Here is a 24,056-nt window from a genome sequence, read left to right on the forward strand (position 1 = left end):
CGTCCTGCCAGGCGCTAATGGGCGGTTTCAGCCGCCCAGCGGCGAGGGATGCGGATGCATCACTGCACGCTGACGTTCTTCCTCCAGGAATTTCATGATGATCGGTGCCACCGCCTCGGCCCGGGTGATCAGGAACAGGTGGCCGTCATCGATGATGTGCAATTGGGCATTGGGAATGCGCCAGGCCAGCATGCGCATGTTGATCAGTGGAATCAGCGGGTCGTCGTCGCCGGCCAGCACCAGGGTCGGCTGGTGGATCTTGTGCAGCCAGTGGATGCTGGTCCAGCCCAGACCGGCGAACAGTTGCCAGTAATACCCAAGCTTGCCCGCCGAACGAACCTTGGCCGCATGGCTGGCCGCCAGGCTCGGGTCGCGGCGGAACGAGCCACCGTAGATCAGCGGTGCGATACGCATCACGTGGGACGGTTGAACATAGCGCCGAGGGCTGGCCATCATCCACAGCACCTTCGGTTTGCCCGGCACCATCACCGCCCCAGCCGCCGTGGCCGCCAGGACCAGCTTCTTGCAGCGCTCCGGGTAGTCATAGGCGAACTGCTGGGCCAGGGCGCCCCCCCAGGACACGCCGATCACGTTGACCTGCCCGTAGTCCAGGTAATCGAGCATCCGCGCAGTGAGTTTTGCCAGCCCGGGAAAGCGATACGGCCGGTTGGGCGTCGATGAGCCGCCGACACCGGGCACGTCAAAGGCGATGACCTCCAGGTCCGGGTCCAGGGCCTGGATGAACGGGAACACCAGCTCGAGGTTGGCGCCGATGCCGTTGAAAATCAGCAGGGGCGTCAAGTGAGGCTTGCCGGGACGTACCGCGGTGCGCAAGGTCTGGCCATCCAGATCGACGGTACGGAAGATGTACGGTTGCGGCATGCTTCAAGCCCTATGGGTCATGTCTCGGTTTACCTGTGTTCGATCTGTCAGACCGAGTCGCTGCCTTCGCGAGCAAGCCCGCTCCCACATGGAGCGGTGTGAACATGGGTTTTAAGTTCGCAGTGATCCAAATGTGGGAGCGGGCTTGCTCGCGAAGACGGCCCAGCATTCAACATCAATGTCGGCTGCCGGAGTGCTTTCGTGAGCAAGCCCACTCCCGCAGCAGACGAGTTGCATCCGTTACCGCTCATGCACATAGGTGCCAGGCGCCGCTTCACCGGCCGGGTAGGCCTTGTTGCCCAGCACGGTAGGGGCTTTTTTCAGTTTGCCCGAGCGCTCGGCCTGCCAGGCCTGCCAGTGCAGCCACCAGGAATCGGTGTGCTTGGTGGAGTTTTCCTGCCAGTCCTCGGCCTTGGCCGGCATGTCCTCGCCGGTCATGTAGCGTGACTTGGGGTTGCCTGGCGGGTTGAGGATGCTCTGGATATGGCCGCTGCTCGACAGCACGAACTCCACCTTGCCGCCAAACAACTGCGCCGACTTGTAGCAGGACTTCCACGGTGTGATGTGGTCGTTGGTGCCGGCCAGGGAGAAGATGTCGGCGGTGACCTGCTTGAGGTCGATGGGCGTGCCGCACACTTCCAGTGCATTGGGACGGATCAGTGGGTTGTTCTTGAACATTTCGATGAGGTCGCCGTGGAACGCCGCCGGCAGCCTCGTGGTGTCGTTGTTCCAGAACAGGATGTCGAACACCGGCGGTTCGTTGCCCAACAGGTAGTTGTTGACCCAGTAGTTCCAGATCAGGTCGTTGGGGCGCATCCAGGCGAACACCTTGGCCATGTCGCGGCCCTCGAGTACGCCGGCCTGGTAGGAGTGGCGCTTGGCCGCTTCCAGGGTCTGCTCGTCGACGAACAGCGCCACGTCGGTGTCCAGGGTGGTGTCGAGCACACTCACCAGCAAGGTCAGGGCGTTGACCTTTTTCTCGCCGAGGGCGGCGTAATGGCCCAGCAGCGCGGTGCAGGTGATGCCGCCCGAGCAGGCCCCGAGCATGTTCACGTCCTTGCTGCCGGTGATGGCCGTGACCACGTCCACCGCTTCCTTGAGTGCCTCGATGTAGGTCGACAGGCCCCACTCGCGCTGCTCCTTGGTGGGGTTGCGCCAACTGACGATGAAGGTCTGCACGTTGCTGCGCAGGCAGAAGCGCGCCAGGCTCTTGTCCGGGCTCAGGTCGAAAACGTAGAACTTGTTGATCTGTGGTGGCACCACCAGCAGCGGTCGCTCGTGGACCTGCTCGGTGATGGGCCGGTACTGGATCAGCTCCAGCACGTCGTTGCGAAACACTACGGCGCCTTCGGTCACGCCCAGGCTCTTGCCGACCTCGAACGCACCCATGTTGACCTGGCTCGGCATCCCGCCGTTGTGCACCAGATCCTTGGCCAGGTGGGACAGGCCGTCCAGCAGGCTCTTGCCGCCGGTTTCGAAGAAGCGCTTGACCGCCGCCGGGTTGGCCGCCGAGTTGGTCGGCGCCATGGCTTCGGTCATCAGGTTGATCACGAAGTGCCCGCGGCTGATGTCCGCCGGCGAGAGGTTGCTGTCGTCGATCCAGGCGTGCAGCTCCTTGCGCCACGCCAGGTAGGTTTGCAGGTAACGTTTGTAGAGCGGGTTCTGGCTCCACGCCGGGTCGACGAAGCGACGGTCGTCACCGGCCGGTTGCAGTTCGGATCTGCCGAACAGGACATTCTTGAGTTCGACGCCGAAATGAGCGACGTGCTTGACGCTGTGCAGCGGTTGCTTGATGGCCTGGGTCAGCACCATGCGGGCAGAGGCCAGCAGGTCTTTCCTGCGCAAGCCGACGACGGGATTCAACCCCAGGGTATTTTCCGAGGCCTGGTACTTCAGGTCATCGTTGTTCTTGTTGCTCATCTACGACGCTCCATTGTCCTTCAGACGAGTACCCGTATCGTGCCATGAAGCCACACAGCCAATACCAGGTACGCTGCTCGGGTGACCATTAATTCCGCATCGAGGGCCAATGAGGAAACGTATGCCAGGAACTCGTCGGTTCCTTTGCAGGTAACTTGCCAGCTCCATTGGTTACCCGAGTTTAATTTTTTTCGCAAGCAGGCCAGTCATTGACGTTGCTGCGCGGGCATTCAAGCAGATGAGTCTAGAAAAATCCCCCTAAAGCGCCAGCCCTTGAGCTAGAGCATCAGCTTGACGACGGACTCGTTCGGATCGCGGGTTTTTCCGGCGGCCTTGAGTTCGCCAAGATAATCGTTCCACAGGTCTTGCTGGCGCACCGCCAACTGATAGAGATAATCCCAAGTGAACAGTCCGCTGTCGTGGCCGTCGTCAAAGGTCAGTTTCAGTGCGTACTGGCCGGCCGGTTCGACCTTGGTCAGGCCGACGTTGAGCTTGCCGTATTGCAGGATGGGTTTGCCATGGCCCTGGACCTCGGCGGAAGGCGAGTGCACTCGCAGGAATTCGGCGGGCAGGTGGTACTCCTCGTCTGGCGCGTACTTGAGCGTCAGGGTCCTGGAGGCTTTGTGCAGGTTGATGGCGGTGGGGAGTTTGGTCATGGCCTGTGATCCGTCTCTGAAGGAGCCTTGATCTATAAAACGACACAGTCAATGTGGGAGCGGGCTGTGTGGGAGCAAGGCTTGCCCGCGATGAAAACGCCGCGGTCTCTTGAGGACCGCAGCGCCTGGATCGCGAGCAAGCTTTGCTCCCACACAGCCCGCTCCCACAGGTCTGCGTTCGCCTGTAATTGCTACTTACAGGATATACCGCGACAGGTCTTCGTTCTGCGCCAGTTCACCCAGGTGGCTGTTGACGTACTCGGCGTCGATCAGGATCGGCGCTTCATTATGGGCACTGGCCAGGTCGCCGGCGCTGAACGAGACTTCCTCCAGCAGGCGTTCGAGCAGCGTGTGCAGGCGACGGGCACCGATGTTCTCGGTCTTTTCGTTGACCTGCCAGGCGATCTGCGCGAGGCGCTTGATGCCTTCCGGCGTGAACTCGATGTTCAGGCCTTCGGTCTTGAGCAGTGCGCAATACTGTTCGGTCAAGGACGCGTGAGGCTCGCTCAGGATGCGCTCGAAGTCTTCCGGCGTCAGCGCCTTGAGCTCGACACGGATCGGCAGGCGACCCTGTAGCTCCGGCACCAGGTCGCTCGGCTTGCTCAGGTGGAAGGCACCGGAAGCGATGAACAGGATGTGGTCAGTCTTGACCATGCCCAGCTTGGTGTTGACCGTGCAGCCTTCGATCAGCGGCAGCAGGTCGCGTTGTACACCCTCGCGGGACACATCGGCGCCGCCGACATTGCCGCGCTTGGCGACCTTGTCGATTTCGTCGATGAACACGATGCCGTGTTGCTCGACCGCTTCCAGCGCCTTGGCCTTCAACTCTTCTTCGTTGACCAGGCGACTGGCCTCTTCATCGCGCACCAGTTTCAGCGCCTCCTTGACCTTGAGCTTGCGGCTCTTTTTCTTGCCCTTGCCCATGTTGGCGAACAGGCTCTGCAACTGGTTGGTCATTTCTTCCATGCCCGGTGGCGCGGAAATGTCGACGCCGGCCATTTCGGCGACTTCGATCTCGATTTCCTTGTCATCCAGCTGGCCTTCGCGCAGGCGCTTGCGGAACAGCTGGCGGGTGTTGGAGTCCTGGGTTGCGGCAGAGTCGGCGTTGAAGCCCATGCGCGCCGGTGGCAGCAGGGCGTCGAGGATGCGCTCTTCGGCGGCGTCTTCGGCGCGGTGGCGAACCTTGGTGATTTCCTGTTCGCGCAGCAGCTTGATGGCGGCATCGGCCAAGTCACGGATGATCGACTCGACGTCGCGGCCGACATAGCCGACTTCGGTGAACTTGGTGGCCTCGACCTTGATGAACGGCGCGTTGGCGAGTTTGGCCAGGCGCCGGGCGATTTCGGTTTTACCGACACCGGTCGGGCCGATCATCAGGATGTTCTTGGGGGTCACCTCGACGCGCAGCTCTTCGGGCAACTGCATCCGCCGCCAGCGATTGCGCAGGGCAATGGCGACGGCGCGCTTGGCATCGTCCTGGCCGATGATATGGCGATTGAGTTCGTGGACGATTTCGCGGGGAGTCATGGACATAGTAATTGGCGGTCCTCAAGCATGAATGAGCCGGTGCGCAAGTGGCAGGCTTATTCGGCGAGGTCCTGCTCCTCAATGGTCTGGGTGTGATTGGTGAAGACGCAGATGTCGCCGGCGATGCCCAAGGCAGTCTCGACGATCTCACGGGCCGACAGGTCGGTTTTTTTCAGCAGCGCGCTGGCCGCCGCCTGGGCGTAGGCGCCGCCGGAACCCATGGCGATCAGGCCGTCCTCGGGCTCAACGACATCGCCGTTGCCGGTGATGATCAGGGAGGCGTCCTTGTTGGCGACCGCGAGCATGGCTTCGAGGCGGCTCAGAGAGCGGTCGGTGCGCCATTCCTTGGCCAGTTCCACGGCGGCACGGACCAGATGGCCCTGGTGTTTTTCCAGCTGGCCTTCGAAACGTTCGAACAACGTGAAGGCGTCGGCAGTGGCACCGGCAAAACCGGCGATGACCTCGCCGTGATACAGGCGGCGGACTTTCTTCGCGTTGCCTTTCATCACGGTGTTGCCCAGTGAAACCTGGCCGTCACCGCCCATGACGACTTTGCCATGACGGCGGACTGAAACGATGGTGGTCAAGGGAGAGTCTCCACGCAGCGGGGCGAAAATGCCCGGATGGAACTCATATGGGGGTGGCGCGGGGTTTTTCAACTGCGGGGAGGGAGAGGGGACGAGCGGCGCCCTGGGGGCAATCAAGTTTGTGGCAAAGGCATTCACTGTGGCGAGGGAGCTTGCTCCCGCTGGAGCGCGCAGCGGTCCCAAGCTTTTGGGGCTGCTACGCAGCCCAGCGGGAGCAAGCTCCCTCGCCACAAAAGCCCCACAGCACCGGGTGTTTTCAGCAGAAATCAGCGGCTCTGGCGTTGTTGTAACAACAGGTTGCTGAAACCGCTGCCGGCCAGTTGTTTCTGGGCCTTGGTCAGTTCTTCGCGGTTGCTGAACGGGCCGACCAATACCCGGTACCAGGTTTCGTCCTTGACGGTGCCGGACTCCACTGACACGGACTGGCCCAGCAGAATGATCTGCGCCCGGACCTTGTCGGCGTCGGCCTCCTTGCGGAACGATCCGGCCTGGAGGAAGAACTTGGTCACCGGCGCGGCTTTCTGCACCGGCGGGGCCGGTGGCGGCGTGATGCCGGCCAGGGCTGCCTGGGCGCGAGCGGTGTCGATTTTCGCCGCTTCGGCCGGGGTCACCGGTGTAGTGGGCACTTGCGGTGTCGGCAGGGTTTTCTCCGGCACGGCATCGGGCGGCACGATGACTTCCGATTCCGGCAGCAAGGTGTAGAAGTCGTATTTCGGCTTCACCGGTTGCGTCGGACTCGGCGGGGTCTTGTTGGCCTCGGCGATGCGCGTGGCTTTCTGCTGCTCCTGCCGGACGCGCTTGACGTCATCGCCCTGGCCCGGCTCCAGCTTCATCAGGAACACAATGAAAGCGCCGACGGTCAGGCCGATGGCCATCCACAACCAGCCCGGAATCGGTTTCTTGGCTGGAGGCTGGTAACGACTGGCGCCGCGCTTGGGTGCAGGTTTTTTCTTGGCGGCCAACTTACATGCGCTCCAGGGTTTCCAGGCCCAGCAGCTCCAGGCCTTGCTTGAGCGTACGACCGGTCAGCGCGGCGAGGCGCAGGCGACTCTGCATTTGCTCTGGGGTTTGCGCATTGAGGATCGGGCAGTTCTCGTAGAAGCTGGAGAACAGGCCGGCCACATCGTACAGGTAGGCGCACAGGATGTGCGGTGTGCCCTTGTCGGCGACGTTGTTCAGCACTTCACCGAACTGCGCCAGTTTCGCCGCCAGCTCCTGTTCCTGGGCGGCTTCAAGCACGATCTGGCCGTCCACTTCGCTGAAGCTTTTGCCGAGCTTGCGGAACACCCCGGCCACGCGGGTGTAGGCGTACAGCAGGTACGGCGCGGTGTTGCCTTCGAAGTTGAGCATCAGGTCGAAGTTGAAGCTGTAGTCGCTGGTGCGATGCTTGGACAGGTCGGCGTATTTCACCGCGTCGATGCCCACGACCTTGGCGATCTTGCGCAGTTCGTCTTCGGCCAGGTCCGGGTTCTTGCCCTTGACCAGGATGTAGGCGCGCTCCTGAGCTTCGGTCAGCAGGTCGATCAACTTCACCGTGCCGCCGTCACGGGTCTTGAACGGACGACCGTCGGCGCCGTTCATGGTGCCGAAGCCCATGTGCTCCATTTCCATTGGACGGGTCACGAAACCGGCCTGGCGCGCGACTTCGAACACCTGCTGGAAGTGCAGGGCCTGGCGCTGGTCGACGAAGTACAGCACTCGATCGGCCTTGAGCACGCCGTTGCGGTAGCGCACGGCCGCCAGGTCAGTGGTGGCGTAGAGGTAGCCACCGTCGGCCTTGACGATGATCACCGGCAGCGGCTCGCCATCGGCGGTCTTGAATTGGTCGAGGAATACACACTGGGCGCCGTTGCTTTCCACCAGCATGCCCTTGGCCTTGAGGTCATTGACTACATTGATCAGGTCGTCGTTGTAGGCGCTTTCGCCCATCACGTCGGCCATGGTCAATTTGACGTTCAGCAGTTCGTAGATTTTCTGGCAGTGGGACAGGGAGATGTCCTTGAACTTGCTCCACAGCGCCAGGCACTCGGCATCGCCGGCCTGCAGCTTGACCACCAGGCCACGGGCACGGTCGGCGAACTCGGGCGACTCGTCGAAGCGTTGCTTGGCGGCGCGGTAGAAGTTCTCCAGGTCCGACAGTTCGTCGCTGGTGATGGGGTTTTCCTGCAGGTAGGCCATCAGCATGCCGAACTGGGTGCCCCAGTCGCCGACGTGGTTCTGGCGGATCACGGTGTCGCCAAGAAACTCCAGGACCCGGGCCACGCCGTCGCCGATGATGGTCGAGCGCAGGTGGCCGACGTGCATTTCCTTGGCAAGGTTGGGCGCCGAGAGGTCGACCACGGTGCGCTGCAACGGGCCGGCCTTGCGCACGCCGAGGCGCACGTCGGCCAGGGCCGCGTCCAGGCGCGAAGCCAGGGCCTGGGTGTTCTGGAAGAAATTGATGAAGCCGGGTCCGGCAATGTCCGCCTTGCTGACATTTTCGTCGGCCGGTAGCGCGGCGATGATTTTTTCCGCCAGGTCCCGCGGTTTCATGCCGGCCGGCTTGGCGAGCATCATCGCGATGTTGCTGGCGAAGTCGCCGTGGGTCTTGTCGCGGGTGTTTTCGACCTGAATCGCCGGCGACAGGCCTTCTGGCAGCACACCTTCAGCGACGAGTTGGGCGATGGCTTGCTGGATGAGCTGGCGAATGGTGTCTTTCATGGTCTTCTCTTTCAACCGCAGGCGCGGCGGCGCTTCGATGCGCTGGTGGAAAAACTGGGCATTATCCGTGGCGAAGGCGGGCTTGCCAACTGTAGCGGGTCGGTTGGGGATGTGTGGTGATTATTCGGGCCTCATCGCGAGCAGGCTCGCTCCCACAGAAAATTGCATTCCCATGTGGGAGCGAGCCTGCTCGCGATGACGATGCCTGGGTCAATACAAATCCACCGGATCCACATCCAGCGACCAGCGCACCGCTCGCCCGCTGGGCATTTGTTCCAGCACCAGCAGCCAGGCACTCAGCAGACGATGCAGTGGCGCCCGGGCATTGGCTTGCAATAAAAGCTGCGCGCGATAGCGCCCGGCCCGCCGTTCCATCGGTGCCGGTACCGGGCCCAACAGTTCGATGCCGGTGAGGCTCTGCTCTGCCAGCAAGCGTTCTGCCTCGCTGCAGGCCTCGTCGAGGAATGCTTCGGCCTGCCCCGGCTTGTGGGCTTCGGCCCGCAGCAATGCCAGGTGGGCAAACGGCGGCAGACCAGCGCTGCGCCGTTCGCTCAAGGCCTGTTCGGCGAAGGCGAAATAACCTTGTTCGGTCAGTTGGATCAACAACGGGTGATCGGCCAGGTGCGTCTGGATAATCACTTTGCCCGGCTCCTCGGCCCGTCCGGCCCGCCCCGCGACCTGGACGATCAACTGCGCCATGCGCTCGCTGGCGCGGAAGTCACCGGAGAACAGGCCGCCATCGGCGTCGAGGATCGACACCAGCGTGACCCGGGGAAAGTGGTGCCCCTTGGCGAGCATCTGCGTGCCCACCAGGATGCACGGCTGGCCCTTCTGGATCGTGGCGAACAACTGGTTCATCGCGTCCTTGCGCGAGGTGCTGTCGCGATCCACCCGCAATACCGGGTAATCGGGGAACAGGATGCCCAGCCGTTCTTCGGCGCGTTCGGTGCCGGCGCCGACCGGGCGCAAATCCACTTTGCCGCACTGTGGGCAGTGCCTTGGCACGCGCTCGACGTGGCCGCAATGGTGGCAACGCAGTTCGCCGTGGCGCTGATGCACGGTCATCCGCGCGTCGCAGCGTTCGCAACCGGACATCCAGCCACAGTCATGGCACAACAGGGTCGGGGCAAACCCGCGGCGATTGAGAAACACCAGGACCTGCTGCCCGGCGGCCAGGGTCTGGCCGATGGCTTGCTGCATCGGCCCGGAAATACCGCTGTCCAGCGGACGGCTTTTCACATCCAGGCGCAGGAAGCGCGGCTGCTTGGCGCCGCCGGCCCGTTCGTTCAGGCGCAGCAGGCCGTAGCGGCCGGTATAGGCGTTGTGCAGGCTTTCCAGGGACGGCGTCGCCGAGCCCAGGACAATGGGGATGTTTTCCTGGCGCGCGCGCACCAGCGCCAGGTCGCGGGCGTGGTAGCGCAGGCCTTCCTGCTGTTTATAGGAGCCGTCGTGTTCTTCGTCGATGATGATCAGGCCGGGGTTTTTCATCGGCGTGAACAGGGCCGAACGGGTGCCGATGATGATGTCGGCCTCGCCATCGCGGGCGGCCAGCCAGGCTTCCAGGCGTTCGCGGTCGTTGACCGCCGAGTGCACCAGGGCGATCCGGGCGTTGAAGCGTTGTTCGAAGCGCGCCAGGGTTTGCGGGCCGAGGTTGATTTCCGGAATCAGCACCAGAGCCTGTTTGCCGGCTTCCAGGGTCTGGCGGATCAGCTGTAGATAAACTTCGGTCTTGCCGCTGCCGGTGACGCCCGCCAGCAGAAAGGCGTGATAACTGTCGAAGCCGGCCCGGATCGCTTCGCAAGCGGCCCGTTGTTCGGCGTTGAGCGGCAGTTCCGGCTGGGCCAGCCAATGTTCATGGCGGGCGCCGGGAGCGTGCCTGCGGATCTCCACCTGGACCAGGTCCTTGGCCAGCAGCAGGTCGAGGCTGTCCTTGCTGAGCATCAGTTTGCTCAGCAATTGATGGGCCACACCGTGGGGATGTTGGGCCAGGGTCGCCAGGGCTTCGCGCTGGCGCGGGGCACGGGCGATGCGCGGATCGTCCAGCGAGGCTCCCGGGGCCACCGACCAGAACCGCTCCTGGCGCGCCTCGGCCAGTTCGCCCTGGCGCAGCAGTACCGGCAGCGCCCAGCTCAAGGTATCGCCGAGGCTGTGCTGGTAATACTGGGAGGTCCACAGGCACAGCTTGAACAGCGACGCCGGCAAGGGTGGCGTGGCATCGAGCAGGGCCAGGGCCGGTTTGAGCTTGTCGGCCGGCACTTCGCTGTGATCGGTGACCTCAACCAGGATCCCGATCATCTCCCGGCGGCCGAACGGTACCCGCAGGCGCATGCCTGGTTGCAACTGGGCGCGCAGGACCCCGGCCGGGGCGCGGTAGTCGAACAGGCGGCGCAGGGGCGAAGGCAGGGCGAGGCGCAGGATGGCGTCGGGCACGCGGGAGGGTCTCGATATACAGACAAATTCAGAAGGCTTGGCACAACCCTTGTGGAAGAGCTTGCGCATGAGGCGGGGAGCCTAGCAGACGGTTGGTGCAAGTCATAGCTTGCGTGATTGACGTTGTCTGGTAGAATCCGCGGCCTATTTACGTGCGGTATTCAACAATAGTGTTGGGTGGCGGCACGCTAGCCTGAGGAAAACAGCATGAAAACCGATATCCATCCGGAATACCCAGTAATTGCCGTAACCTGCAGCTGCGGCAACAAGTTCGAAACGCGTTCGACCTACGGCAAAGCCCTGGCGATCGACGTTTGCAACGAATGCCACCCGTTCTACACCGGTAAGCAAAAGACTCTGGATACCGGCGGCCGCGTTCAGAAGTTCGCCGATCGTTTCGGTGCTTTCGGCAAAGTTACTCCAAAAGCCTGAGGCTGATCATTTTGGAAGGTCGTCTCGACCCTTCCAGATTGATAAAGAAGGCGTCCCTTGTGGACGCCTTTTTTGTGCCTGCGATAAAGCAAGGTATCGGGCTGCGCGAGAGGGCTTGATTAAAAATTGTAGACATTTTTCTATCTGATTGTATGCATGTAGCCCTTGTGTTTCATGGCTCTTGGCCCAAAGTCGTAGGGCAGGGCGCTTGACAGTAGTGACTGGTCAGTCTTGTGGGGATTTTACGAGGCGCGTATCCTCGGCGGTCCGTCTGTCCAACACAGTAAAAAGCGGAATGCCCACATGTCTGATCTGAAAACTGCCGCTCTCGAATATCACGCTAATCCTCGTCCAGGGAAGCTGAGTGTCGAGCTCACCAAGGCCACCGCTACTGCTCGCGACTTGTCGCTGGCCTACAGCCCCGGCGTAGCCGAACCAGTACGCGAAATCGCTCGCGACCCTGAACTGGCCTACAAATACACCGGTAAAGGCAACCTGGTTGCAGTCATTTCCGATGGCACCGCGATTCTCGGCCTGGGTAACCTCGGCCCATTGGCCTCCAAGCCGGTCATGGAAGGCAAGGGTGTGCTGTTCAAGCGCTTCGCCGGTATCGACGTATTCGACATCGAAGTCGACTCCGAGAGCCCGCAAGCCTTCATCGACACCGTCAAGCGTATCTCCATCACCTTCGGCGGCATCAACCTGGAAGACATCAAGGCACCTGAGTGCTTCGAGATCGAGCGCGCCCTGATCGAACAGTGCGACATCCCGGTATTCCACGATGACCAGCACGGCACCGCCATCGTCACCGCGGCCGGCATGATCAACGCCCTGGAAATCGCTGGCAAAACCCTGCCGGAAGCCAAGATCGTCTGCCTGGGTGCCGGCGCCGCGGCCATCTCCTGCATGAAGTTGCTGGTGAGCATGGGCGCCAAGATCGAAAACATCTTCATGGTCGACCGTACCGGCGTGATCCACTCCGGCCGTGACGACCTGAACCAGTACAAGGCCGTGTTCGCCCACGCGACCGACAAGCGCTCCCTGGCGGACGCGCTGGACGGTGCCGACGTATTCGTCGGTCTGTCGGGTCCGAACCTGCTGAGCCCGGAAAACCTGCTGCGCATGGCGCCGAACCCGATCGTGTTCGCCTGCTCGAACCCGGATCCGGAAATCTCCCCGGAGCTGGCTCACGCTACCCGCAGCGACGTGATCATGGCCACCGGCCGTTCGGACTACCCGAACCAGGTCAACAACGTACTGGGCTTCCCGTTCATCTTCCGCGGTGCCCTGGACGTTCGCGCCAAGCGCATCAACGAAGAAATGAAAGTCGCGGCCGCCAACGCCCTGCGCGAACTGGCCAAGCTGCCGGTGCCACAGGAAGTGTGCGACGCCTACGGCGGTATCAAGCTGGAGTTCGGTCGTGAGTACATCATTCCGAAACCAATGGACGCCCGCCTGATCACCCTGATCTCCGACGCCGTGGCCAAGGCCGCCATCGAGACTGGCGTGGCGACCCTGCCGTATCCGAAGAACTACCCGCTCAAGAGCGTGGATGACGTGTTCAACGGCTAAGCCGTTGTAGCGCTTCAACGAAAAACCCCGGCTCCTGTGAGTCGGGGTTTTTTATTGCCTGTGGGGTTGTGGGTGGTCAGAAATCTTTCCAGAAGTCAGAACCCGTGGCGAGGGGATAAATCCCCGCTCGGCTGCACAGCAGTCGTAATCCGGCTGGCGCCGGTTCATCTGTTGTTCCGTGCTGCCTGGTTTTTGGGCTGCTGCGCAGCCCTGCGGGGATAAATCCCCTCGCCACGAGATAGCCTGCAAAAAAAAGCCCCGCACTTCTTCCGAAGGCGGGGCTTTGGGGGGGGCGGTCAGAACAGATCGATCGGCGCCGCCTCGTCCGCCGGCAGCGGGCTGCCCGGCGCAGCGCCGTTGCCCAGCTCGTTGACCGACGGTGGCGTGTCTTCGCTCTTGAACAGTTCGAAGTACGCGCCCGGGGTACCTGGCGTGGCTGCGCGACCACTGACCGGGTCGACCCGCAGGCTGAGGATGCCTTCCGGTTCCGGCTGGGTGTGAGGCGGTTTGTCCTTGAGGGCGGCACCCATGTAGCTCATCCAGATCGGCAGCGCCACGGTGCCACCGAACTCACGGCGGCCCAGGCTTTCGGGCTGGTCGAAACCGGTCCAGACGGTGGTCACGTAATCGGCGTTGTAGCCGGAGAACCAGGCGTCCTTGGATTCGTTGGTGGTACCGGTCTTGCCCGCCAGGTCGGTGCGGCCCAGGGCCAGTGCGCGGCGACCGGTGCCGAGCTTGATCACGTCCTGGAGCATGCTGTTGAGGATATAGGTGGTGCGGCCATCGATAATGCGCTCCGCGACGGCGGGCGCTTGCGGCAGGCCTGGCGCTGTTGTGGCTTCGCCCGGCGTCGCATTGACCGTGAACGTCTCGGTGGACGGCGCGGCGAGGCCATCGCTGGCCTGCTCGCCCGTGGGCACGCGTGGCGGGTTGGCAACGAACAGCGTCTCGCCGTTGCGGCTTTCGATCTTGTCGATGATGTACGGGGTGATCTTGTACCCGCCGTTGGCGAACGTACTCCAGCCCGTGGCGATTTCCATCGGCGTCAGGGTCGCGGTGCCCAGGGCCAGGGACAGGTTGCGCGGTAAGTCCTGCTTGTTGAAGCCGAACTTGCTGATGTAGTCGATGGTGCGGTCCACGCCCAGTGCCTGCAACAGGCGGATCGATACCAGGTTGCGGGATTTGTACAGCGCCTCACGCAGGCGAATCGGGCCGAGGAATGTATTGGTATCGTTCTTCGGCCGCCAGACCTTGTCCAGGTACTCATCGACGAACACGATCGGCGCATCGTTCACCAGGCTGGCGGCGGTGTAGCCGTTATCCAGGGCGGCGCTGTAGACGAACGGCTTGAAGCTCGAGCCCGGCTGGCGCTTGGCCTGCAACGCCCGGTTGTAGTTGCTCTGCTCGAAGGCGAAACCACCCACCAGCGAACGGATGGCACCGTCCTGCGGGTCGAGGGACACCAGCGCGCCCTGGGCGGCCGGGATCTGGCTGAACTTGAGTGTGTTGTCCGCCTGGCGCTGGACGCGGATCAGGTCGCCGACCTGGGCCACGTCGGATGGCTGTCGTGGGTTGGCGCCCATGCTGTTGGTATTGAGGAACGGACGTGCCCATTTCATGGTGTCCCAGGCCACATGCTCTTCCAGCTCGCCGTTGCGGGTCAGCACCTTGATGCCGTCCTTGTCCACCGAGGTGACGATCGCCGGCTCCAGGCTGCTGATGGTGCGTTGCTTGGTCAACTCCAGGGCCCAGGCTTCCTTGGTCTTGCCCGGCAGGCGCGATTCAGGGCCGCGGTAGCCGTGGCGCTGGTCGTAGGTCATCAGGCCCTCGTGCAGGGCGGTGTTGGCCATTTCCTGCAAGTTGCTCGGTACCGTGGTGGTCACGCGGAAACCTTCGGTATAAGCGTCGCTGCCATAGCGCCCGACCATCTCGGCACGGGCCATCTCGGCGATATACGGGGCGTTCACTTCCGGGGTCGGTACGTGATAGCTGGCGTTCAGCGGTTCATTGATCGCTGCGGTGTAGTCGGCCTCGCTGATCTTGCCGAGCTTGTACATGCGCCCCAGGATCCAGTCGCGACGCTCCTTGCTGCGCGCCGGGTTGGCCAGCGGGTTGAAGCGTGACGGTGCCTTGGGCAGGCCGGCGATCATCGCCATCTGCGCCAGGCTCACATCGCGGATCGACTTGCCGTAGTACACCTGTGCGGCCGCCTCGATGCCGTAGGCGCGGTTGCCCAGGTAAATCTTGTTCACGTACAGCTCGAGGATTTCATCCTTGGTCAGCTGTCGCTCGATTTGCAGGGCCAGGAGGATCTCGGTGGTCTTGCGCGAGAAGCTGCGCTCGCTGGTCAGGAAGAAGTTCTTGGCCACCTGCATGGTGATGGTGCTACCGCCGGACTGGATGTGCCCGCTCTTGACCAACTGGCTGGCGGCGCGCATCAGGCTGCCGGGATCGACGCCATAGTGGTTGGCGAAGTTATCGTCTTCAGCACTTAGTAACGCATTGATGAAATTGGGGGGAATGTCGGCGAAACGGATCGGTGTGCGGCGCATTTCGCCAAATTCGGCGATCAGCTTGTTATCGCTGCTGTACACCCGCAGAGGAATCTGCAACTGAATACTTCTCAGCGCCTCCACGGACGGCAATCCCGGACTAAGGTAAAGGAAGGCACCGCTCAGGCCCAAGAGCAGTCCGCAGAAAACGGCGACGATGGACCATCCGAAAAATTTCAGCAGACGAATCAAGGCTTTTGGATATCCAGGCAAAGAATGAAAAAGGCGCCAGGTGCAGGGATGGACCCGTGCTTGCAACAAAGCGAAAAAAACGCTGGGCATTATAAGCATTTTTTTTCGTCGCGAATGCCATCCGGACGTCCGTCGGACCGGAGTGATTGAACGCAATGCATATTAGAGAGTCCGTAACTCACGGATAGTCATAGGGAATTGGTAGTGCTACGACTCTTCAATAAAAAAGCCCATACGCTTCTGGGGATCGACATCAGCTCCACGTCGGTGAAGCTGCTCGAGTTGAGCCGCCAGGGCGAGCGATATCGCGTCGAGTCCTACGCGGTCGAACCGTTGCCGGCCAACGCCGTGGTCGAGAAGAACATCGCCGATCTCGAAGGGGTGGGCCAGGCATTGTCACGGCTGTTGGCCAAGGCCAAGACGCCCGTGCGTAGCGTGGCGGTGGCCGTTGCGGGGTCGGCGGTGATTACCAAGACCATCGAGATGGACGCCGGGTTGTCCGACGATGACATGGAAAACCAGCTCAAGATCGAGGCCGATCAATACATTCCCTATCCGCTGGATGAGGTGGCCATCGATTTCGAAGTGGTGGGCGTTTCGCCGCGCAGTGCCGAGCGCGTCGAAGTGCTGCTGGCGGCCTGCCGCAAGGAAAACGTCGAGGTCCGCGAGGCCGCGTTGGCGCTCGCCGGGCTGACGGCCCGGGTGGTCGACGTGGAGGCTTATGCGCTGGAGCGTGCTTTCGGCTTGCTCGCCACGCAACTGGCCGCCTCCCAGGAACGGCTGACTGTGGCGGTTATCGACATCGGCGCCACCATGACCACCCTCAGCGTGCTGCACAACGGGCGCATCATCTATACCCGCGAACAATTGTTCGGCGGCCGCCAACTGACCGAGGAAATTCAGCGCCGCTATGGCTTGACGCCCGAGCAGGCCGGCTTGGCAAAGAAGCAGGGAGGGCTGCCGGACGATTACCTGAGCGAAGTGTTGCAACCCTTTCGCGAGGCTCTGGTACAGCAGGTCTCGCGATCCCTGCAGTTCTTCTTCGCCTCGGGCCAGTACAGTGCGGTCGACCACATCCTGCTGGCCGGGGGCACGGCTTCGGTCGCCGGCCTGGATCGGCTGATCGAACAACGCCTGGGTACCCCGACCCAGGTGGCCAACCCGTTTACCAACATGGCCCTGGGCAGCAAGGTCAATGCCGGGGCGCTGGCCAGTGATGCACCGGCGCTGATGATTGCCTGCGGGCTGGCCCTCAGGAGCTTCGACTGATGGCGCGGATCAACCTGCTACCCTGGCGCGAAGAACTGCGCGAAGAACGGCGCAAACGCTTTTTGCTGGCCTTGGTGGGCGCGCTGGTCGGTGCGGTCGGCGTGGTCCTGGTTGCGGTCCGATACATCGACGGCGCCATCGACCACCAGGTCGCTCGCAATAACCATCTCTCGGAGCAGATCGCCGTGCTGGACGAGCGCATCAAGCAGATCAGCGAATTGAAGGCTCGTCGCCAGCAATTGCTGGAGCGTATGCGCATCATTCAGGACTTGCAGGGGAACCGGCCGGTCAGCGGGCGCATTTTCGACCAGTTGGCGAGGACCTTGCCGGAAGGTGTTTATTTCACCGAAGTGAAGATGGAAGACCACACGCTCTCGATCAAGGGGGCCGCGGAATCGAACAACCGGGTCTCGGACCTGATGCGCAACCTGGACTCGTCGGACCTGTTCGACACGCCCAACCTGACGGAGGTCAAGGCCACCACCGCCGGGCAACTCGACCAGGCCAACGTTTTCCAACTGACGGTGCGCCAGACCCGCCCGGCCGATGCGGAGGACGCCCAATGAAACCAGGGGAGTGGTTCGACGCGCTGCGCAAGATCGACCTCAGTGACCTGGACACCAACAACATCGGTTCCTGGCCGGCGCCCATCAAATGGCTGGCCGGCGTCCTGCTGGTGGTCCTGGTGCTGGGGCTGGGCTATAACTTTGCCTTGAGTGACCTGGAAAACCAGTTGCAGCAGGTGCGCGAGGAAGAAAACACCCTCAAGGCGCAATTCGCGGGCAAGGCCCACATGGCCGCGAACCTGGAGCGCTACACCGAGCAGATGAAGCAGATGGAAACGTCTTTTGGTGTGCTGTTGCGGCAATTGCCCAGCGATACCGAAGTGCCGGGCCTGCTGGAGGACATCACTCGCACCGGCCTGGGCAGCGGCCTGGAGTTCGAGGAAATCAAGCTGCTGCCGGAGGTCACCCAGCCGTTCTACATCGAGTTGCCGATCCAGATCACCGTGACCGGCGGCTACCACGACCTGGCGACGTTCGTCAGTGGAGTGGCCGGGTTGCCCCGAATCGTCACGCTGCACGATTTCGAAATCGCTCCGATGGAGCCCGAGGCGGGCACGAAGCTGCGCATGAGTATCCAGGCCAAGACCTACCGGTACAACGAGCAGGAGGCGCAACCATGAGGCCGGTGTGTCGCATCTGCCTGCTGGCAGGCCTGGTCGCGCTGGCGGGCTGCAACAACGACAATGGTTTCAGCGACCTGGACGCCTATATGAACGAAGTGCGCCTGCGCCCGCCTGGCAAGATCGAGCCGACACCCACGTTCAGGCCCTACGAAACCTTTACCTACAGCGCCGCGAACCTGCGCAGTCCGTTTTCCCGGCAGGTTCGCGTGGACCAGGCCGACCGGCAGCGGGGCTCGCGCAATGTCCGGCCCGACCCCAACCGGGTCAAGCAGTACCTGGAGGGCTTCAACATCGAGCAGTTCGAAATGGTCGGTACGATCTCCAACGTCAGTGGCTCCTTCGCGCTCCTGCGTGGCGCGGGCGGGGTGCATCGGCTCAAGGTCGGCGACTATCTAGGTCGCAACGACGGGCGGATCGTCGCCATCAGTGCCACTCAGGTCGATGTGGTCGAAATCGTTCCCGATGGCGAGGGTGCCTGGCTGGAGCGACCACGGACCATTCCTTTGAAAGAGCATTCATAGTGGAACTCGAACAATGAACAGGATTTTTTCAGCCCTCGGTATTTCGCTATGGATAGCGCTGTTGTCGCCGATGGTTCATGGGGCCAGTCTGAAGACGCTGGATGTGGCGGCGTTGCCGGGGGACCGTGTCGAGTTGAAGCTTACCTTCGATGGTCCGCCGCCGACTCCTCGGGGCTACACCACCGAACAACCGGCCCGGATTGCCCTGGACCTGCCCGGGGTGACCAATCAACTGGCCAGCAAGAACCACGACCTGGGCGGGGGCAATGCACGCAGCGCCACCGTGGTCGAGGCCGGGGATCGCACCCGGTTGATCATCGGCCTTACCCAACTGGCGCCGTACGATACCCGGGTCGAAGGTAACCATCTGTTCGTGGTGGTCGGCAAGGGGGGCTCTGCGAAGAGCGCTGCTGCGAAGAACACCGTCCAGGCCCCGCGCACGGCGGTTGCCAGCGCGGCGCCCGCGAGGGCCAGTGCGCCAGTGGGCAAGGCGATCCGTGGGGTTGACTTCCAGCGTGGGACCCAGGGCGAAGGCAACGTGGTAATTGATCTGTCTGATCCGTCCATCGCCCCGGACATCCAGGAGCGCGAAGGCAAGATCATCCTCAATTTCGCCAGGACCCAGTTGCCCGAGCCATTGCGGGTGCGCCTGGACGTCAAGGACTTCGCCACCCCGGTGCAGTTCGTCAATGCCAGCGCCGGCAGCGACCGGACGACCATCAGCATCGAACCCAGCGGCACCTTCGACTACTCGACCTACCAGACCGACAACAAGCTCACCGTCAGCGTCCGTCCCATGACCGTCGACGACCTGCAAAAACGCAACGCCGACCGCGCGGCCTACAGTGGCGAGAAGCTCTCGCTCAACTTCCAGGACATCGAGGTGCGCTCGGTGCTGCAATTGATCGCCGATTTCACCAACCTGAACCTGGTGGCCAGCGACACGGTGCAGGGCGGCATCACCCTGCGCTTGCAGAACGTGCCTTGGGACCAGGCGCTGGATCTGGTGCTCAAGACCAAGGGGCTGGACAAGCGCAAGGTCGGCAACGTGCTGCTGGTGGCTCCGGCCGATGAAATTGCCGCTCGCGAGCGCCAGGAGCTGGAGTCGCAGAAGCAGATTGCCGACCTGGCACCACTGCGGCGTGAGCTGTTGCAGGTCAACTACGCCAAGGCGGCGGACATCGCCAAGCTGTTCCAGTCGGTGACCAGTGCCGAGGCGAAAGCCGACGAGCGCGGCACGATCACGGTCGATGAGCGCACCAACAACATCATTGCCTACCAGACCCAGGACCGGCTCGACGAACTGCGCAGGATCGTGGCGCAACTGGATATTCCGGTGCGCCAGGTGATGATCGAGGCGCGGATTGTCGAGGCCAACGTCGACTACGACAAAAGCCTGGGTGTGCGCTGGGGTGGGTCGATTCAGAACAAGGGCAACTGGAACACCTCAGGGGTGACCACCGGCGATTCCACCACCATTGGCACGCCAGGCAGCACCAGCACCAACCAGCCGTTCGTCGACATGGGGGCCTCGGGCAATACCTCGGGCATCGGCATTGCGTTCATTACCGACAACGTCTTGCTGGACCTTGAACTGACGGCCATGGAAAAGACCGGCAACGGCGAAATCGTCTCCCAGCCCAAGGTGGTGACCTCCGACAAGGAGACGGCAAAAATCCTCAAGGGCACGGAAATCCCTTATCAGGAAGCCAGTTCCAGCGGTGCCACGTCGGTGTCGTTCAAGGAGGCTTCGCTGTCGCTGGAGGTGACTCCGCAGATCACCCCGGACAACCGCATCATCATGGAGGTCAAGGTCACCAAGGATGAACCGGACTACTTGAACAAGGTGCAGGATGTGCCGCCAATCAAGAAAAACGAGGTCAACGCCAAGGTCTTGGTCAATGACGGCGAGACCATTGTGATTGGCGGGGTTTTCTCAAATACTCAGAGCAAGGTTGTAGATAAGGTGCCATTTCTTGGCGATGTGCCGTATCTTGGCCGCCTTTTCCGGCGTGATGTAGTCTCGGAGAAAAAATCCGAGCTGCTGGTGTTCCTCACTCCGCGTATCATGAACAACCAGGCGATTGCTGTGAGTCGTTGATTCTGTGCGAAATTTGATTCTTGTAGGGCCGATGGGCGCTGGAAAAAGCACCATCGGCCGTTTGCTGGCCAAAGAGCTGCGCCTGCCATTCAAAGATTCCGACAAGGAAATTGAATTGCGCACGGGCGCTAATATCCCATGGATTTTCGACAAGGAAGGCGAACCGGGCTTTCGTGACCGTGAGCAGGCGATGATCGCCGAGCTGTGCGCGTTCGATGGCGTGGTGCTGGCCACCGGCGGCGGCGCGGTCATGCGCGAAGCCAATCGTCGGGCGCTGCATGCCGGCGGACGAGTGGTCTACCTGCATGCCTCCGTCGAACAACAGGTCGGCCGCACGGCCCGGGATCGCAACCGTCCGCTGTTGCGTACCGCCGACCCGGCCAAAACCCTGCGGGATCTGCTGGAGCTGCGTGACCCGTTGTATCGGGAGATCGCCGACCTGGTGGTGGAAACCGACGAGCGGCCGCCGCGGATGGTGGTGCTCGACATCCTTGATCGTCTTCAGCAACTGCCTCCCCGTTAATGCGCTTGGCGAAATGCGCTATCCTCGACGTCCCGTCGTGGCCCGGCTGGGGCGTGGCGGATGGCCATTAACTGGCGTCAGAACAAGCACCGTGGACTTTCGTTAATTGCAGGCAGAACGCCTGATTCCATCTTCACTGTGGGGACACATGCAGACACTTAAGGTCGACCTGGGCGAGCGCAGCTACCCGATTCATATTGGCGAAGGCTTGCTGGACCAGCCCGAACTGCTGGCGCCGCATATCGCCGGGCGGCAAGTGGCGATCATTTCCAATGAAACCGTCGCGCCCCTGTATCTGGAACGTCTGACCCGCAGCCTGTCGGCCTTCTCGGTCATTTCCGTGGTGTTGCCCGACGGTGAAGCCTTCAAGAATTGGGAAACCTTGCAGCTTATTTTCGACGGCCTGCTGAGTGCGCGACACGATCGGCGCACCACGGTGATTGCCCTCGGTGGCGGCGTGATCGGCGACATGGCCGGTTTTGCCGCCGCCTGCTATCAGCGTGGCGTCGATTTCATCCAGATCCCCACCACGCTGCTGTCCCAGGTCGATTCGTCAGTGGGCGGCAAGACCGGGATCAACCATCCGCTGGGCAAGAACATGGTGGGGGCTTTCTATCAGCCCAACGTGGTGCTGATCGATACCGCTACCCTCAACACCTTGCCTGCCCGTGAACTGTCTGCGGGGCTGGCGGAGGTCATCAAATACGGGCTGATCTGCGACGAGCCGTTCCTGGGCTGGCTCGAAGAGAATGTCGACCGTCTACGTGCACTGGATCAGGCGGCCCTGACCTACGCCATTGAACGTTCCTGCGCCGCCAAGGCCGCCGTGGTCGGTGCCGATGAGCGGGAGTCGGGAGTGCGGGCCACGCTCAACCTGGGCCACACCTTTGGCCATGCCATCGAAACCCATATGGGCTATGGTGTCTGGCTGCATGGCGAGGCGGTTGCGGCCGGCACGGTCATGGCCCTGGAGATGTCTGCGCGCCTGGGCTGGATCAGCGAGCAGGAGCGCGATCGCGGCATTCGTCTGTTCCAGCGCGCCGGGCTGCCGGTGGTTCCGCCCGAGGAAATGACTGAGGCGGATTTCCTTGAACACATGGCAATCGACAAAAAAGTGATCGACGGTCGTCTGCGTCTGGTGCTGCTGCGCCACATGGGCGAAGCGGTGGTGACCGACGATTATCCGAAAGCAGTTCTACAGGCCACGCTGGGAGCGGACTACCGCGCCCTGGCTCAGCTTAAAGGTTAATAAGATTCCGATGACTAGTTTGCATGCCGACGAGGCTTTCCTCGGCCATTTCCAATTGAGTCATGACCCTTTCGCTCCACGGGTCCCGGGCTTCAAGTTCTTTCCCGCCCAGCGCAAACCGGTGCTGGGCCAGTTGCATCACCTGGCACGCTACAGCCAGTTGCTGTTGGTGGTCACAGGTCCCCAGGGCAGCGGCAAGACCTTGCTGCGCCAGGCCCTGGTGGCCAGTACCAACAAGCAGTCGGTGCAAAGCGTGGTGGTCTCCGCCCGCGGCGCCGGCGATGCCGCCGGTGTGTTGCGCCAGGTGGCCCAGGCGCTGAATGTCGCCCAGGCCGAAATCGGGGCGATTCTCGATCAGATCGTGCAGTTGGCGCTGACCGGGCAGGAAGTCTATCTGCTGGTGGACGACGCCGAGCAGCTCGACGAGTCGGCCCTGGAAGCCCTGCTGGCCCTGGCTGCCGGTGCGCCGGAAGGTCGTCCCCATGTGTTCCTGTTCGGCGAGTCGTCGCTGATCGCTGATCTGGATCAACTGAGTCTTGAGGAAGAGCGCTTCCACGTTATCGAGCTGGCGCCCTACACCGAGGAAGAGACGCGTGAATACCTGGCCCAGCGTCTTGAGGGGGCGGGCCGGGGTATCGAACTTTTTACCGCCGATCAGATCTCTGAGATTCACGAAAGCGCAGGTGGTTGGCCTGGCAACATCAACCAGGTCGCCCGCGATGCTCTGATCGAAGTCATGATTGTCAGCCGCTCAGCGGTGAAGCGTCCAAGTATGGGGTTCAACATGCCGAAGAAACACGTATTGGCAATTTCCGCTGTCGTCGTGGTCGCGGTTGCCGCCGCCTGGCTGATGCCGGGTCGCAACAAGGCGCCGACCACGGGCACTCCTGCCAACGAGCAGGCGCAACTGCCCCTCGGTCAGGGTACGCCGCAACCCAACGGTGGTGCTCCGGCAGTGGAATTCGCCGGCAACACCCAGCCGATGCCGCTGCCGTTGGTCGGCCAGTCGCAGCCGGTCATGCGCGGCCCGCTGGCCGAAGCGGCCGGTGGCATCACCGAAGGCGACGACGGCGCGGCGCCACCGATCGACGACAGCAGCGACGTGCCGCCGACCGTGACCACCACCTCACCACCGGCGGGCGTGCCGGCCGGTCCTGCGCCGACGCCAACGCCTGCTCCGGCGGCCAAGCCGACTCCGGCACCGACCCAGATAGCCACCGCCAAGCCTGCCCCGGCTCCAGCGCCCGCGACCAAGCCTGCCGCGCCAGCACCGGCCGCCAAGCCTGCTGCTCCGGCCAAGGCCGCGGGCGGTAGCTGGTACGCCGGCCAGGCACCGGGTAACTACGTGGTGCAGATCCTCGGCACCAGCTCTGAAGCCACGGCGCAGAACTTCGTCAAGGAGCAGGGCGGCGAGTACCGCTATTTCAAGAAAGTGCTCAACGGCAAGCCACTGTATGTCATCACCTACGGCAGCTTTGCCAGTCGTGATGCAGCCGTTTCCGCTATCAAGGCCTTGCCAGCGAAGGTTCAGGCTGGTAAACCTTGGCCTCGCACTGTCGCCAGCGTCCAACAGGAACTGGCTGCAACTCGCTGAAGATTCGGCGGCCTTACCCAGGCCGCCTCTCCCGGCAACCTCAAAATTCCGCAAGGGCGGGCGACCTTTCAGGCCGCGCGCCTTGTGGTGTCTGCGTCACAGTAGTGTTTGAGTCGTAGCGGTCGAACCCAAAAAAGTTTTGACTAGCACAGCATATAGC

The 24,056-nt window shown here is 62.3% G+C and carries 19 protein-coding genes; 10 read left to right on the forward strand and 9 right to left on the reverse strand.

All coding sequences use genetic code 11. The features are described 5' to 3' along the window. Positions 1–27 precede the first annotated feature (27 nt). From phaZ to DTP52_RS04520, 8 genes are all read right to left on the reverse strand, one after another. A complete protein-coding gene (phaZ, locus tag DTP52_RS04475; protein WP_109752028.1) occupies positions 28–882 on the reverse strand; it encodes a poly(3-hydroxyalkanoate) depolymerase in 855 nt (284 codons plus the stop codon). A gap of 240 nt (positions 883–1,122) precedes the next feature. After that, the gene (gene phaC, locus DTP52_RS04485) at positions 1,123–2,802 is read right to left on the reverse strand and encodes a class II poly(R)-hydroxyalkanoic acid synthase (protein ID WP_109752030.1); all 1,680 of its coding nucleotides are present in this window, start codon (positions 2,800–2,802) and stop codon (positions 1,123–1,125) included. 278 nt (positions 2,803–3,080) lie between these two features. Next, positions 3,081–3,458, reverse strand: a complete 378-nt coding sequence (locus tag DTP52_RS04490) for a gamma-butyrobetaine hydroxylase-like domain-containing protein (RefSeq protein ID WP_109752031.1) — start codon at positions 3,456–3,458, stop codon at positions 3,081–3,083. A 195-nt stretch (positions 3,459–3,653) separates the two neighbouring features. Further along, positions 3,654–4,991, reverse strand: a complete 1,338-nt coding sequence (hslU, locus tag DTP52_RS04500; RefSeq protein ID WP_109752032.1) for an ATP-dependent protease ATPase subunit HslU — start codon at positions 4,989–4,991, stop codon at positions 3,654–3,656. Positions 4,992–5,041: 50 nt separating this feature from the next. Next, entirely contained in the window at positions 5,042–5,572 is a 531-nt protein-coding gene (gene hslV / locus DTP52_RS04505) for an ATP-dependent protease subunit HslV (protein ID WP_003196958.1), read from the reverse strand. A 266-nt stretch (positions 5,573–5,838) separates the two neighbouring features. Then, positions 5,839–6,534: an SPOR domain-containing protein gene (locus DTP52_RS04510; RefSeq protein WP_003196959.1), complete on the reverse strand. Its 696-nt coding sequence runs from the start codon at positions 6,532–6,534 to the stop codon at positions 5,839–5,841. 1 nt (position 6,535) lies between these two features. Further along, complete coding sequence (argS, locus tag DTP52_RS04515; RefSeq protein ID WP_109752033.1) at positions 6,536–8,272, reverse strand: arginine--tRNA ligase; 1,737 nt, start codon at positions 8,270–8,272, stop codon at positions 6,536–6,538. 210 nt (positions 8,273–8,482) lie between these two features. Then, positions 8,483–10,702 carry a primosomal protein N' gene (locus DTP52_RS04520; protein ID WP_109752034.1) on the reverse strand — a complete coding sequence of 740 codons (2,220 nt, stop codon included), beginning with the start codon at positions 10,700–10,702 and terminating at the stop codon, positions 8,483–8,485. 207 nt (positions 10,703–10,909) lie between these two features. On the opposite strand from DTP52_RS04520, the gene rpmE reads away from it, so the two are divergent. Both rpmE and DTP52_RS04530 read left to right on the forward strand, forming a co-directional pair. Then, positions 10,910–11,134 (forward strand): 50S ribosomal protein L31, encoded by a 225-nt coding sequence (gene rpmE, locus DTP52_RS04525; protein ID WP_003196965.1) that lies wholly within the window; start codon positions 10,910–10,912, stop codon positions 11,132–11,134. 303 nt (positions 11,135–11,437) lie between these two features. Further along, positions 11,438–12,706, forward strand: a complete 1,269-nt coding sequence (locus DTP52_RS04530) for a malic enzyme-like NAD(P)-binding protein (RefSeq protein WP_109752035.1) — start codon at positions 11,438–11,440, stop codon at positions 12,704–12,706. 296 nt (positions 12,707–13,002) lie between these two features. Here DTP52_RS04530 and DTP52_RS04535 read toward each other — a convergent pair whose 3' ends face one another. Then, on the reverse strand, positions 13,003–15,447 hold the full coding sequence (locus tag DTP52_RS04535; protein WP_178082464.1) for a penicillin-binding protein 1A: 2,445 nt from the start codon (positions 15,445–15,447) through the stop codon (positions 13,003–13,005). Between the two features lie 207 nt (positions 15,448–15,654). Here DTP52_RS04535 and DTP52_RS04540 point away from each other — a divergent pair, with 207 nt between their 5' ends. The 8 genes from DTP52_RS04540 (at position 15,655) to DTP52_RS04575 (ending at position 23,896) form a co-directional block, all read left to right on the forward strand. Then, positions 15,655–16,719, forward strand: coding sequence for a pilus assembly protein PilM (locus DTP52_RS04540; RefSeq protein WP_109752037.1), 1,065 nt, complete (start codon positions 15,655–15,657; stop codon positions 16,717–16,719). After that, positions 16,719–17,285: a PilN domain-containing protein gene (locus DTP52_RS04545; protein ID WP_109752038.1), complete on the forward strand. Its 567-nt coding sequence runs from the start codon at positions 16,719–16,721 to the stop codon at positions 17,283–17,285. The genes DTP52_RS04540 and DTP52_RS04545 overlap by 1 nt, the downstream gene beginning before the upstream one ends. Continuing rightward, the gene (gene pilO, locus DTP52_RS04550; protein ID WP_109752039.1) at positions 17,282–17,905 is read left to right on the forward strand and encodes a type 4a pilus biogenesis protein PilO; all 624 of its coding nucleotides are present in this window, start codon (positions 17,282–17,284) and stop codon (positions 17,903–17,905) included. Before DTP52_RS04545 ends, pilO begins: the two co-directional genes overlap by 4 nt. After that, positions 17,902–18,429 (forward strand): pilus assembly protein PilP, encoded by a 528-nt coding sequence (locus DTP52_RS04555; protein WP_109752040.1) that lies wholly within the window; start codon positions 17,902–17,904, stop codon positions 18,427–18,429. The genes pilO and DTP52_RS04555 overlap by 4 nt, the downstream gene beginning before the upstream one ends. A gap of 13 nt (positions 18,430–18,442) precedes the next feature. Then, positions 18,443–20,530, forward strand: coding sequence for a type IV pilus secretin PilQ (gene pilQ / locus DTP52_RS04560; protein WP_109752041.1), 2,088 nt, complete (start codon positions 18,443–18,445; stop codon positions 20,528–20,530). A 4-nt stretch (positions 20,531–20,534) separates the two neighbouring features. Further along, positions 20,535–21,053: a shikimate kinase AroK gene (aroK, locus tag DTP52_RS04565; RefSeq protein WP_003196983.1), complete on the forward strand. Its 519-nt coding sequence runs from the start codon at positions 20,535–20,537 to the stop codon at positions 21,051–21,053. A 148-nt stretch (positions 21,054–21,201) separates the two neighbouring features. Further along, the gene (aroB, locus tag DTP52_RS04570; protein WP_109752042.1) at positions 21,202–22,302 is read left to right on the forward strand and encodes a 3-dehydroquinate synthase; all 1,101 of its coding nucleotides are present in this window, start codon (positions 21,202–21,204) and stop codon (positions 22,300–22,302) included. 10 nt (positions 22,303–22,312) lie between these two features. Beyond that, entirely contained in the window at positions 22,313–23,896 is a 1,584-nt protein-coding gene (locus tag DTP52_RS04575) for an AAA family ATPase (RefSeq protein ID WP_109752043.1), read from the forward strand. The last annotated feature ends 160 nt before the right edge of the window (positions 23,897–24,056 follow it).

The sequence above is a fragment of the Pseudomonas sp. 43mfcvi1.1 genome (assembly GCF_900115935.1).
Classification (GTDB): domain Bacteria; phylum Pseudomonadota; class Gammaproteobacteria; order Pseudomonadales; family Pseudomonadaceae; genus Aquipseudomonas; species Aquipseudomonas bijieensis.